The following is a 13,149-nucleotide window of genomic DNA, read 5'->3' on the forward strand; positions in this document are numbered from 1 at the left end:
CCGCTCCTCCCCCTCGCGCCCCTGGTGGGGCGCGTGCGGCGGCGCGGGCCCCCGCCCCCCCCCCCCCCCCCCCCCCCCCCCCGGCGCTGCGGGACCACTCTTGGCCCCTTGGTTTCTGACGTAGGAAAAGCTACGTTGCGTTCATCGTTCTGCTCATCGCATCGCGGCAAGAGAAATCCTATTTTCGCAGGTAGGTTGCCAGGGATCAGCGCCAGAGACCTGCGGGGAATGCAACGAGCCCGGGCCGCCTTTCGTTGCAATGGATTGACGGTGGACGCTATCGTGGACGGAGAGCGCAGAGACCATCGATCCCGAAGGAGGCCGCGATGCCGGGCGGCAGGCTCACCCAGCAGGAACGCCAGCAGATCGCGCTGGGACTGGCCGACGACCTCGCGTACGCGGAGATCGCCAGGCGCCTCGACCGGCCGACCTCGACCGTCACCCGCGAGGTGATGCGCAACGGCGGCCCCGCCACCTACCGCGCCGACCTCGCCCACCGCGCCACCGGACACCGCGCCCAGCGCCGGCGGCAGTCCGCGCCCCAGGGGCCGGGCGCCACCCCGCAGCCGCACGGCCGGGACGCCGAGGCGGTGCACGCGTACGAGGAGGTGTTCACCGCCGTCCTGATGCAGTCCGGCATGCCCCGGATGATGTCCCGGGTGCTGGCCTGCCTCTACCTCACCGACGCGGGCAGCCTCACCGCCGCCGAGCTGGTCGAGCGCCTCCAGGTCAGCCCGGCGACCATCTCCAAGTCGATCGCCTTCCTGGAGAGCCAGGGCATGGTGACCCGGGAGCGCGACGAGCGGCGCCGCGAGCGCTACTTCGTGGACGACGACATCTGGTACCGCTCGATGATGGTCAGCGCCCAGGCCACCGCCCAGCTCGTCGACACCGCCCGGCAGGGCGTCGGCATCCTCGGCGGCGGGACCCCGGCGGGCAACCGGCTGGAGAACATCGCCCGCTTCCTGGACTTCGTCTCCGAGTCGATCGCCCGCGCCGCCGAACAGGGCCGCGAGGTGCTGCACGCGAAGCCGCTGGGCGGGGAGGACGCGGAGGGCGCGGAGGTGTGACGGGGGTCACCGTCCGGCGTGTCACACGGCGCCCGGCCACCTTGTCCAAGAGAACGACAAGGAAGTGCCGAACCCGAGGGAGCACACCGTGGAAGCCCGACTGAACCCCTTCGCCAACCCGGTCATGACCAAGGTCTACAAGCACCTGATCGCCGCGAACCAGCCGATCGCCGACTCGACGCTGCCGTACGCGACCCAGGAGCTGGTGCGGCTGCGGGCCAGCCAGATCAACGGCTGCGGGTTCTGCGTCGACATGCACTTCAAGGACGCCGTGCACGCGGGGGAGGAGGCGACCAGGCTGAACCTGGTGGCGGTCTGGCGCGAGGCCACCGTCTTCACCGACGCCGAGCGGGCCGCCCTGGAGCTGGCCGAGCAGGGCAGCCGGCTCGCCGACGGGGGCGGGGTGACGGACGAGGCATGGGCGAACGCGGCGAAGCACTACGACGAGGAGCAGCTCGCGGCGCTGGTCTGCGTCATCGCGCTGATCAACGCCTTCAACCGGGGCAACGTCATGATCCGCCAGCCCGCCGGGGACTACCGGCCGGGCCAGTTCGCCCAGCACTGAGCCGAGAGTGTGTGCGCGGTCGGGCGGCACCCCGTCCGACCGCCCGCCGCCGTCCGCCGCGGTTCGCCGCCGCCCGCCGCCGTCCGCGGCCGCCGCGGGCGGGTGGGGGCGTGACCGGCCCGTGCGCACACCACCGAGCCCCACCCCAGGGGGCTTGTCACCGCAAAACCGACCGTTAAGGTGTTAATCCAACATTCATCCATGCCGCATAGCCTCCGGGGGCTAGCCTCATGCTGAACGTCATCGTCCGACCGGGAGGCGGAACCCCCGTGCAAGGCACTGTCACCACACCGGGCGGCCCCGCCGTGGCCGGGGGCCAGGGCGAGGCTTTCCTCCTCGTTGTGGACGACGAGCCGAACATCCGCGAACTGCTCGCAGCCTCGCTGCGCTTCTCCGGATTCCGGGTCGCCTCCGCCGCGAGCGGGACGGAAGCGCTGGAACTGATCGCCGTAGAACGTCCGGACCTGGTGGTCCTCGACGTGATGCTGCCCGACCTCGACGGTTTCACCGTCGTCGAGAAGCTGCGCGAGCGCACCAACCGGGGCCAGATAGCCGGGCCCGCGCACGGACACCCGGGCGACCACCTGCCGGTGCTGTTCCTCACCGCCAAGGACGGCGTCGGCGACAAGGTGCAGGGCCTGGCCGCGGGCGCGGACGACTACGTCACCAAGCCGTTCAGCCTGGAGGAGCTGATCGCCCGGATCCGGGCGATCCTGCGCCGGGCCGGCGGCCCCGCCGAGGACGGGCGCCTGCTGGTGGCCGACCTCAGCCTCGACCCGGTCGCCCACGAGGTGACCAGGGCCGGCACCCCGGTCGCGCTCTCCCCGACCGAGTTCAAGCTGCTGCACTACCTGATGGCCAACGTCGGCCGGGTGGTGTCCAAGGCGCAGATCCTCGACCACGTCTGGGCCTACGACTTCGGCGGCGACCTCTCCATCGTCGAGTCGTACATCTCCTACCTGCGCCGCAAGCTCGACTCCGGCCCGGCGCACGGCCCCAAGCTGATCCACACCGTGCGCGGCATCGGCTACGCGCTGCGCCGCCCCCCGCAGGGCTGACGGGCCGGCCCGTGTTCACCCGCTTCACCTCCCGGCTGTCGCTGCGCGCCCGGCTCCTGGTCCTCGCCCTCGTGCTGGTGACCACCGGGCTCGCGGTCAGCGACACCTTCGTGCTGGGCGCCGTGCGGGCCCAGCTGGTGGAGCAGCTGGACGAGCAACTCCAGCGCTACGGCGTGCCGTTGTCCCGCAAGGCGCCGATGCAGGTGAGTACCCCGGGCAGCAGCAAGCCGGTCGTCTCGGGGCGCCGGATCAGCCTGCCCAGCCAGTACCTGGTGCAGTGGCTGTCCGCGGACGGCAAGGTCCAGACCTCGCTCCGCCAGCCCGTCTCGGACACCGACCCGGCCCCCCAACTCGGCGGCCTGGACCCGACCCAGACCGCCCCCGACACCCCCTTCGACCTGCCCGACCAGCGCGGCCACCACAGCTGGCGGGTCCTGGTGCTGCCGATCCAGGCCCCGCGCACGCCGACCCCCGGGCCCGGCGTGTTCGCCTCCCCGGTCAGCACCCCGACCTACGTCATGGTCGCCGTCTCCCGCGAGGACATCGACACCACCGTCGGCCGGCTGAGCACCTCCTTCCTGGCCATCGGCGGCGGCGTCCTGCTGCTCATCGCCGCGCTCGGCTTCTTCGCCGTCCGGGCCGGACTGCGGCCGCTGCGGCGGATCGAGGAGGGCGCCGCGCGGATCGCGGCCGGCGAACTCTCGCACCGGATGCCGGAACTCTCCCCCGGCACCGAGGTCGGACGGCTGTCCGTCGCGCTCAACGGCATGCTCACCCAGATCGAGGCGGCCTTCGCGGCCCGCGCCGAGTCCGAGGCCCGGATGCGGCGCTTCGTCGCCGACGCCTCGCACGAACTGCGCACCCCGCTGGCCGGCATCCGCGGCTTCGCCGAGCTGTACCGGATGGGCGCGCTGCCCACCGGGGCGGACGTCACCCGGACCATGAGCCGGATCGAGAGCGAGGCCGTCCGGATGGGCACCCTGGTCGAGGACCTGCTGGTGCTCGCCCGGCTCGACGAGGAACGCCCGCTCGACCTCGCCCCGATGGACCTGCGCACCCTCGCCGCCGACGCCCTGCACGACCTTACCGCGCTCGACCCCAGCCGCCCGGTCGCCCTCACCGGCCCGGCCGGCACCGGCGCGCCCGGAGCGGCGCCCGTCCTCGGAGACGAGGCGCGGCTGCGGCAGGTGGTCACCAACCTGGTCGGCAACGCCGTCAAGCACACCCCGCCCGGCACCCCGGTGCGGATCGGGGTCGGCGGCGGGCCCGACGGGGTCTGCCTGCTGGAGGTCGCCGACACCGGGCCGGGCCTCACCGAGGAGCAGGCCCAGCGGGTCTTCGACCGCTTCTACCGGGTCGACGCCTCCCGCAGCCGCGACAACGGCGGCGGCGGCGGACTCGGCCTCGCCATCGCCACCGCCCTCACCCGCGCCCACGGCGGCACCCTCACCCTGGACACCGCCCCGGGCGCCGGCGCTACGTTCCGGGTCGAACTGCCCACGAATGGCGACCGGGTTTCCTGAGCCCTTGTCGACCGTCTTTGTCGACTCGTCAATTCCGCTGCGGACCGGGCAATTACGGCGTCCCTCCCATTGCCGGAAACCGGCATGGAGAGCAAAGAATCCGTATGCCTATGATCGGCACTGCCGGAGCGTCAGAAGGCGCCCCGGCAAGGGCATGTGCTTTCCTTTTCGACCCGAAAGGGGTCATGGTGAAACTCCGCCGTACGCTGGTCTCGGCCGCCCTCGTCGCCGCCGTGCTCTCGCCCGCCGCCGTCCTCCCCGCGGCACCCGCCTTCGCGGAGTCGGCTCCGGCGGCCCCGACCCAGAACGACACCGGCTCGATCGCCGCCCTGGAGAAGGCCGCCGCCGACGCGGCCAAGGCCTACCAGAAGGCCAAGACCGAGCAGGCCGACATCGCGGCCAAGCTCGAAGCCTTCGACCCGGAGCCCTACCTCGCCAAGCACCGCGAGGCCCAGGCCGCCGCCAAGAAGGCCACCGAGGCCCGGACCGCCGCCGAGGACGAGCTCCACCAGGCCATGTCCGTCTACGACAAGGCGTCGGACGCCGAGCGCGAGAAGGCCCGGCAGGACCTGCTGAAGGCGATGGACAAGGCCAACGCCGCCATCGCCGCCGAGAAGAAGGCCCAGGCGGCCGCCGCGGCCACCGGCACGGCGGCGGACGACGCCAAGGTCGACCTCTACCGCAAGGCCAACGAGGCCAACACGGCGGTCGACGCCGCCCTGGTCGCGAAGAACACCGCCGACAAGGCCCTCGCCGACGCCAAGGCCGCGGCGGAGAAGCCCGCCGAGAAGCCGGTCGAGAAGCCGGCGGACAAGCCCGCCGAGAAGCCGGCCGACAAGCCCGCCGACCAGGGCGCCCAGCAGCCCGGCACCGTCACCCCGGTCACCGACAAGTCGACCACTACGGTGAAGACTTCGAGCTCCACCGACACCAAGGCCGCCGCCGCGACCACCACCGCGACCACCACAGCGACCACCGGTTCGGCCACCGAGCTCGCCGAGACCGGCTCCAACCCGGCCACCCCGTACCTCGCCCTCGGCGCCGCCACCGCCATCGGCCTCGGCGCCGCCGCCCTCTACGTCTCGCGCCGCAAGGGCGCCCGCCCCACCTCCTGACCCACCCGGTCCGCGCCCGCTCGGGAGGAGGACGCGGACCCCGGCACCCCCGCCACCGCAGGGCAGGCCCCTTCCGGCCTGCCCTGCGGTTTCGCGTTTCCGCACCCCAAACGCCCCGTTCGGGTGAACCCCGGGCCATTCACCCGATCAGCCCTCCGGTCGTGTGCGACCGTGCTGCCGTCGCTTGTGCGAGATCGCGCAGGCTCATCACACTGGACCGGAGAAGAGGTGTCTCGTGAGCGTGCTAGTTGCTGAGGTGGCCGTCGTGAACCTGGACCAGGTGCTTTGGGACGTGTGGAAGTCCTCGGAACTGCCTGAGGGCTATCGCCTGGAGATCATCGAGGAGACCCTCGCGGTGTCACCCACGGGCAGCAGCCGTCATTTCGATGTGAACAACCGGGTCTTGGAGGATCTCTTCCTCCACCTGCGTGGCAGTGAATGGAGGCCCGGGAACGACTGCAACGTCATCGACGGACTCAAGGTCTTGATCCCCGACGTGTTCGTCGCACCGAAGGACATCGAATCGGTCGAGCATCCCGAGGGCAAGGGCGTACTGGCTTCCAGCGTCGCGCTGGTCGTGGAGACCGTCTCGCCCGGTTCTGAGAACCGCACGCGCGACCACGTCCTCAAGCACCGCGCCTACGCCCGTGCCGGCATCCCGGTGTACGTGATCATCGACGATCACGAGAACGGCGGCGTGGTGACCATCCTCACCGGGCCGGATCGTGAGCGCCGCGCGTACGAGTACGCGGCCCGGATCCCGTACGGCAAGGAGGCCGTGATCCCCGAGGGCCCGGCCAAGGGCTTCGTGATCGGCCCCGGGATCACCGGAGAGCCCCGTGGTTGATCCGACGTCCGTCTCCTTCAAGCGGGACCTCTCCGAGTGGCGGATCGCCCTCGTCGCCTGGCGGTTGCTGATCCTCCAGGCGGCGGATCCGGTGGTGGGCGCCGGGATGCACGAGCACTCCACCTACCGGGCACACCCGTGGCGGCGGATCGAGCACACCCTGGGCAGTGGCCGGCGGCTGTTCTACGCGGACGCGGACGCCCTGCGCCGGGAGGTGGCCCGGCTGAACCGCGCCCACAAGCGGATCAGCGGCACGATGCCGGACGGCCAGGCGTACGACGCCCGGGACGCGGCGACCAGGGTGTGGGTGCTGCTGACGCTGTTCGAGTGCGTGGCGGCCATGCGGCGGCTCGGCGGGGACGGCTACGACGCGGACCAACTGGAGCTGGTGTACGCGGAGTTCAGGGAGGCGATCGCGGCCTTCGAGCTGCCGGAGGAGGAGCTCCCGAAGACCGCCGCCGACCTGCCCGGGTACTTCGCCCGGTACGCCGCCGAGAAGCTGGAGTTCACCGAGGCCGCCCGCTACCTCCTGGACGACATCCTGCACGAGGCGCCCCGCCCGCGCCGGCTGTGGTTCCTCGGGGACGCCGGGTGGCGGGTCACCCGGTCCCTGGTCGCCCGGCTGCTCCGTGAGTTGACGGTGGCGGACCTGCCGCCGGTCGTGCGGGAGCGGTTCGGCCTGGTCCGGACCCGGCGGGGTGCCCTGCTGTCGGTGCTGCTGCACCGCGGTGCCGGGATCGTCGTGCCGCGCCTCCCGGAGCGGCTGCGCTACCGGGCCCCGGAGGAGCAGGCCCCGCCGCGCCGGCTGCGGCCGCAGCGCCGGGACGCGCGCGGCTCCCGGGTGGACCGGTTCTTCCGCGAGGTGCTCGACCAGACCGGGGACGGCGTGATCACCGTGCACGACCTGCGGGCGATGGCCCACAACGTGTGCTGGCAGCTGGAGTTGGACGAGGCCGCGGAGGCCCGGGTGTACGCGGCCTTCGACGGGTGGTGGGAGCAGCTGCGGGTGGCGATGGACGCCGACGGGAACGGCGAGGTGAGCCGGGAGGAGTTCGTGGCGGGGACGCTGGCGGGCTGCGACCGGGACGACGCGTACCTGGAGCAGGGGCTGCTGCCCGCTCTGCGGGCGGTGTTCACCGCGGCCGACACCGACGGCAGCGGCTTCCTGGAGTTCGACGAGTACCGCGCGGTGTTCGGCGGCCCGCGGGTGCACCCGGCCGAGCTGTCGCACGGTTTCCGCCAGTTGGACACGGACGGGGACGGGCGGATCACGGTGGAGGAGTTCGTGGGGGGCTTCACCGAGTTCTTCACCGCCCGGGCCGACTCGACCTCGGGCGCCCAGCTCCTCGGCCGTCCGTAGCCGAGGTCCGCTCACAAGCCCACAGCCGAGCAGGCGCTCGGCGCCTAGCACGCCCCGCCCGCGACCGCGAGCGGGGCGTGCCGCTGTCAAGCGCCGGTTCGGCCAAGAGCGGCGCGCCGTCCGCCCGCTCGTTCGTTGCCCCGGGCCCGGCCGGTCCGCAGACTGTGCGCACCGCCCGCACACACCGTGACGCACCGCACAGGGATGTCAACCCCACCCCACCTGCGGTTCCCCCGTAAGGATGGTGGATACTGTGCTTGTGAACGTGTTCACGTTCACAAGCGGACAAGCTTGCACGGGTGTGCGGCGGTCTACGGCTATAGATGAAGTTTGTCCGGAACACGCCCTGAGAAAGGGCCGGTTGGGAGAGAGGGCGACGTGGAACTGGCAATCGCTCACGAGACGATCGCGCGATGGCAATTCGGAGTCACCACCGTCTACCACTTCCTCTTCGTACCGCTCACCATCAGCCTGGCCGCGATCGTGGCCGGGCTGGAGACCGCCTGGGTGCGTACGAACAAGGAGAAGTACTTCCACGCGACGAAGTTCTGGGGAAAGCTCTTCCTCATCAACATCGCGATGGGCGTCGTCACCGGAATCGTCCAGGAATTCCAGTTCGGCATGAACTGGTCCGACTACTCCCGCTTCGTCGGTGACGTCTTCGGCGCCCCGCTCGCGATGGAGGCGCTGATCGCCTTCTTCTTCGAGTCCACCTTCATCGGCCTGTGGATCTTCGGCTGGGACAAGCTGCCGAAGAAGATCCACTGCGCCTGCATGTGGATGGTCGCGCTGGGCACCGTGCTCTCCGCCTACTTCATCCTGGCCGCCAACTCCTGGATGCAGCACCCGGTCGGCTACGCGATCGACCCGGCCACCGGCAAGGCGCAGCTCACCGACATCGCCGCGGTGCTGTTCCAGAACACCACCCTCACCGTCGTCTTCCACACCCTGACCGCCGCCTTCCTCACCGGCGCCGCCTTCATGGTCGGCATCTCCTCCTTCCACCTCTGGAAGGCCAAGCGCAAGCCCGAGGGCGCCGACCCGAAGAAGACCGCCGTGATGCGCACCTCGCTGCGGCTCGGCCTGGTCCTCGCCGTGGTCTTCGGCGCCGGCACCGCGCTCAGCGGTGACACCCTCGGCAAGGTCATGTTCGAGCAGCAGCCGATGAAGATGGCCGCCGCCGAGGCACTGTGGGACACCCAGTCGCCCGCGCCGTTCTCGATCTTCGCGGTCGGCGACGTCAGCAAGGGCCACAACTCGGTCGAGCTGGAGATCCCCGGGATACTCTCCTTCCTCGCCCACAGCGATTTCAGCTCCTCCGTGCCCGGCATCAACGACACCGCGGCCGCCGAGGCCGCCGCGCACGGCGGCGACCCCAAGGACTACATCCCGAGCGTCTTCGTGACGTACTGGGGCTTCCGCTTCATGATCGGCTTCGGGATGACCTCCTTCGTCGCCGCCCTGATCGGACTCTGGACCACCCGCCGGAAGTTCCTGCTGCGCCCCGAGTTCCGCACCGGCGACACCGAGGTGCCCCGGCTGATGCTCACCCCGTCCAAGGAGATGGGGCCGCTGCTCACCAAGTGGAGCTGGCGGATCGGCATCCTGACCATGGGCTTCCCGCTGATCGCCAACAGCTTCGGCTGGATCTTCACCGAGATGGGCCGTCAGCCCTGGGCCGTCTTCGGCCTGATGACCACCGCGAGCGCCGTCTCCCCGAACGTCGGCATCGGCACCCAGATCGGCGCGCTGGCCACCTTCACCACGCTGTACGCGATCCTCGCCGTCGTCGAGGTCCGGCTGCTGGTCAAGTACGCCAAGGCGGGCCCGGTGGTGACCGAGCAGCCCCCGGCCAAGGACCCGTCGCTGCGCGGCCCGGCCGCGGACGAGGACGCCGACAAGCCGCTCGCCTTCGCCTACTGAACCCGTACTGAACCCGTACTGAACCGTACTGACCCACGGAAAGGAGACCTAGGGTCATGCAACTCCACGACGTCTGGTTCGTGCTGATCGCGGTCCTGTGGATCGGCTACTTCTTCCTGGAGGGCTTCGACTTCGGGATCGGCATCCTCACCAAGCCGCTCGCCCGCGACACCGCCGAGCGGCGGGTCCTGATCAACACCATCGGCCCGGTCTGGGACGGCAACGAGGTCTGGCTGCTGACCGCCGGCGGCGCCACCTTCGCCGCCTTCCCGGACTGGTACGCGACCCTGTTCAGCGGCTTCTACATCCCGCTGCTGGCCATCCTGGTCTGCCTGATCGTCCGCGGCGTGGCCTTCGAGTACCGGGCCAAGCGGGACGGCGCCCGGTGGCAGCGCAACTGGGAGGAGGCGATCTTCTGGACCTCCCTCCTGCCGGCCTTCCTGTGGGGCGTGGCCTTCGCCAACATCGTCCGCGGCGTGGACATCGACGCGCAGAAGAACTACGTCGGCGGCCTCGCCGACCTGCTCAACCCGTACGCGCTGCTCGGCGGGCTGGTGACGCTCACCCTGTTCACCTTCCACGGCGCGGTGTTCGCGGCGCTCAAGACCGTCGGCGAGATCCGTGAGCGGGCCCGCCGGGCCGCCCGGTACGCGGGCCTGGCCGCCGCCGTCCTCGCCCTCGCCTTCCTGGTCTGGACCCAGGCGGACAGCGGCAACGGACGCAGCCTGGCCGCCCTGGTGGCCGCGGTGCTGGCCCTGGCCGGCGCCCTTGCGGCCAACCAACTCGGCCGCGAGGGCTGGGCGTTCATCCTCTCCGGGGCGACCATCGTGGCCGCCGTGGCGATGCTCTTCCTGGCGCTCTTCCCGAACGTCATGCCGTCCACGCTCAACCCGGACTGGAGCCTGACCGTCACCAACGCGGCCTCCTCGCCGTACACGCTCAAGCTGATGACCATCGTGGCCGCCGTCTTCACCCCGCTGGTGCTGCTCTACCAGGGCTGGACCTACTGGGTGTTCCGCAAGCGGATCGGGGTCCAGCACATCCCCGGCCACCAGGCCGGTCAGCAGCCCGCCGCCCCGGCCGACCGGGCCTGACGCCGTGCAGCCGGTCGACCCGCGCCTGCTCGCGCACGCCCGCACCACCCGTGCCTTCCTCGCCGGATCCGTGCTCCTCGGCGGGGCGGGCGCGGTCCTGGTGGTCGCCCAGGCGAGCCTGATCGCCGAGATCGTGGTCCGCGCCTTCCAGCGCGGGGCCGGCCTCGGCGAACTGACCACCCCGCTGGTCCTGCTCGCCCTGACCGCCGTCGGCCGCGGGCTGGTCGGCTGGCTCACCGAACTCACTGCGCACCGGTCCGTCGCCCGGGTGAAGTCCACCCTGCGGCGCCGGCTGCTCGACCACGCCACCGCGCTCGGCCCGTCCTACCTGGCGGGCCGGCGCACCGGCGAACTCACCACCCTCGCCACCCGGGGCATCGACGCCCTCGACGACTACTTCGCCCGCTACCTGCCGCAGCTCGCGCTCGCCGTGGTCGTGCCGGTCATCGTGCTGCTGCGGATCGGCGGCGCCGACCTCACCTCCGCCGCGATCATCGCCGGGACGCTGCCGCTCATCCCGCTGTTCATGGTGCTCATCGGGATGGCCACCCAGTCCCGGATGGACCGGCAGTGGAACACCCTGGCCCGGCTCTCCCACCACTTCCTGGACGTGGTCGCCGGCCTGCCCACCCTCAAGGTGTTCAACCGGGCCCGCACCCAGGCCGCCACCATCGCCCGGATCACCGCCGACTACCGCAAGGCCACCCTGCGCACCCTGCGGATCGCCTTCATCTCCTCCTTCGCCCTGGAACTGCTCTCCACCCTCTCCGTCGCCCTGGTCGCGGTCACCGTCGGCTTCCGGCTGGTCGACGGCAGCATGGACCTGGAGACCGGGCTGCTGATCCTGGTCCTCGCCCCCGAGGTGTACTTCCCGATCCGCCAGGTCGGCGCGCTCTACCACTCCAGCGTCGAGGGGCTCACCGCCGCCGACGAGATCTTCCGGGTGCTGGAGACCCCGCTGCCCGCCGCCGGCACCCGCCCCGCCCCCGACCTCACCGGCGCCGTGATCACCGCCGAGGGCCTGACCGTGCGCCACCCCGGCCGCGCCCTGCCCGCCCTGGACGGCGCCGCACTCACCCTGCGCCCCGGCTCCAGCACCGCCCTCACCGGGCCCAGCGGGGCCGGCAAGTCCACCCTGCTGGCCGTCCTGCTCGGCCTCACCGCCCCCGAGGCCGGCACCGTCCGGATCACCGCCGCCGACGGCAGCACCCACGACCTCGCCGACCTGGAGCCGGACAGCTGGCGACGGCAGATCGCCTGGGTGCCCCAGCGCCCCCACCTGTTCGCCGGGACGATCGCCGACAACCTGCGGCTGCACCGCCCCGAGGCCCCCGACGCGCAGCTGTGGACGGCGCTGCGAGCCGCCCACGCGCTCGACTTCGTCACCGACCTGGACGCCGAGCTGGGGGAGGACGGCGCCGGGCTCTCGGCCGGCCAGCGCCAGCGCCTCGCCCTCGCCCGGGTCCTGCTCGCCGACGACCGGCCGCTGGTGCTCCTCGACGAGCCCACCGCCCACCTGGACGGCGACTCCGAGGCGGCCGTCGTGGCCGCCGTCCGGACCCTCGCCGAGGACCCGGCGCGCACCGTGCTGGTGGTCGCCCACCGGCCGGCGCTGCTGGCGGTCGCCGAGCAGCGGATCCGGCTGGCGGGGCCCGTCGCCGCCTCCGCCTCCGCCTCCGCCGCCGGCGCCCCGGCCCCGGTCGTGCCGCTCGCCCACACCGGCGAGCCCACTCCCGCCCCCGCCGCGCCGGAGGAGCCGGAGGCCGAACCCGCCGCCCCCCGGCTGGCCCTGTCGGTGCTGCTCGGCGCGCTCGCCCTGGGCAGCGCCGTCGCCCTGATGGCCACCTCCGGCTACCTCATCTCCCGGGCCTCCCAGATGCCCCCGGTGCTCTACCTGATGATGGCCGTCACCTCCGTCCGCGCCTTCGGCATCGGCCGCAGCGTCTTCCGCTACGCCGAACGGCTGGTCTCCCACGACGCGGTGCTGCGCACCCTCGGCACCCTGCGGGCCGCCGTGTACCGCCGGCTGACCGTGCTCGCCCCCGCCGGACTGCCCGCCTTCCGGCGCGGCGACCTGCTCTCCCGGCTGGTCGCCGACGTCGACGCGATCCAGGACCACCACCTGCGCTGGCGGCTGCCCGCCTCCGTCGCGGCCGTGGTCGCGCTCGCCTCGGCCGTCGCGATGGGCGCCTTCCTGCCCGCCGCCGGGCTGGTGCTCGGCCTCGGACTGCTGCTCGCCGGAGTGCTGGTGCCCGCGCTGGCCGCCCGCTGGTCGGCCGGCGCCGAGCAGCGCCAGGCCCCCGCCCGCGGCCGCCTGGCCACCGCCGTGGTGGACGGCCTCACCGGCACCGCCGAACTCACCGTGGCCGGCGCGCTGCCCGCCCGACTGGCCGCCGTCCGCAGCGCCGACGCCGCCCTGACCGGCCTCGCCGCCCGCTCCGCCGCCACCACCGCGCTCGGCACCGGGCTGATCACCCTGCTCACCGGGCTGACCGTGGTCGCCGCGGCCGCCGTCGGCCTGCTCGCCAGCGGCATCGGCGCCCTCTTCTTCGCGCGTCGCCGTCGCAACGCCTGATCCCGCTCCGAGAAGCACC

At 72.2% G+C, this 13,149-nt stretch carries 9 protein-coding genes and 1 pseudogene; all 10 read left to right on the forward strand.

The genetic code is table 11. The features are described from left to right. Positions 1-326 precede the first annotated feature (326 nt). Entirely contained in the window at positions 327-1,070 is a 744-nt protein-coding gene (locus tag ACFWXO_RS25320; RefSeq protein ID WP_375895900.1) for a helix-turn-helix domain-containing protein, read from the forward strand. An 88-nt stretch (positions 1,071-1,158) separates the two neighbouring features. Beyond that, a complete protein-coding gene (locus tag ACFWXO_RS25325) occupies positions 1,159-1,635 on the forward strand; it encodes a carboxymuconolactone decarboxylase family protein (RefSeq protein WP_375895897.1) in 477 nt (158 codons plus the stop codon). Between the two features lie 341 nt (positions 1,636-1,976). Beyond that, on the forward strand, positions 1,977-2,693 hold the full coding sequence (locus tag ACFWXO_RS25330) for a response regulator transcription factor (RefSeq protein ID WP_380526184.1): 717 nt from the start codon (positions 1,977-1,979) through the stop codon (positions 2,691-2,693). An 11-nt stretch (positions 2,694-2,704) separates the two neighbouring features. Beyond that, positions 2,705-4,216, forward strand: coding sequence for a sensor histidine kinase (locus tag ACFWXO_RS25335; RefSeq protein WP_380526186.1), 1,512 nt, complete (start codon positions 2,705-2,707; stop codon positions 4,214-4,216). A 185-nt stretch (positions 4,217-4,401) separates the two neighbouring features. After that, complete coding sequence (locus tag ACFWXO_RS25340) at positions 4,402-5,331, forward strand: LAETG motif-containing sortase-dependent surface protein (protein WP_380526188.1); 930 nt, start codon at positions 4,402-4,404, stop codon at positions 5,329-5,331. 265 nt (positions 5,332-5,596) lie between these two features. Next, positions 5,597-6,178 (forward strand): Uma2 family endonuclease, encoded by a 582-nt coding sequence (locus ACFWXO_RS25345; RefSeq protein ID WP_380526190.1) that lies wholly within the window; start codon positions 5,597-5,599, stop codon positions 6,176-6,178. Then, the gene (locus ACFWXO_RS25350; protein ID WP_380526192.1) at positions 6,171-7,538 is read left to right on the forward strand and encodes an oxygenase MpaB family protein; all 1,368 of its coding nucleotides are present in this window, start codon (positions 6,171-6,173) and stop codon (positions 7,536-7,538) included. The genes ACFWXO_RS25345 and ACFWXO_RS25350 overlap by 8 nt, the downstream gene beginning before the upstream one ends. Positions 7,539-7,916: 378 nt before the next feature. Beyond that, positions 7,917-9,461, forward strand: coding sequence for a cytochrome ubiquinol oxidase subunit I (locus ACFWXO_RS25355; RefSeq protein ID WP_375895324.1), 1,545 nt, complete (start codon positions 7,917-7,919; stop codon positions 9,459-9,461). A gap of 56 nt (positions 9,462-9,517) precedes the next feature. Next, positions 9,518-10,555 (forward strand): cytochrome d ubiquinol oxidase subunit II, encoded by a 1,038-nt coding sequence (gene cydB, locus ACFWXO_RS25360; RefSeq protein WP_380526194.1) that lies wholly within the window; start codon positions 9,518-9,520, stop codon positions 10,553-10,555. Positions 10,556-10,559: 4 nt separating this feature from the next. Beyond that, positions 10,560-13,100: pseudogene (gene cydD, locus ACFWXO_RS25365) on the forward strand (thiol reductant ABC exporter subunit CydD); the annotation flags it as partial. Positions 13,101-13,149: the final 49 nt, after the last annotated feature.

The sequence above is a fragment of the Kitasatospora sp. NPDC059088 genome (assembly GCF_042738155.1).
In the GTDB taxonomy this organism is placed as follows: domain Bacteria; phylum Actinomycetota; class Actinomycetes; order Streptomycetales; family Streptomycetaceae; genus Kitasatospora.

What these genes read in the sequence shown, in the direction of transcription:
- ACFWXO_RS25320 (WP_375895900.1), top strand. Translation starts at nt 327, where the DNA reads ATGCCGGGCGGCAGGCTCACCCAGCAGGAACGCCAGCAGATCGCGCTG.
- ACFWXO_RS25340 (WP_380526188.1), top strand. Translation starts at nt 4,402, where the DNA reads ATGGTGAAACTCCGCCGTACGCTGGTCTCGGCCGCCCTCGTCGCCGCC.
- cydB (WP_380526194.1), top strand. Translation starts at nt 9,518, where the DNA reads ATGCAACTCCACGACGTCTGGTTCGTGCTGATCGCGGTCCTGTGGATC.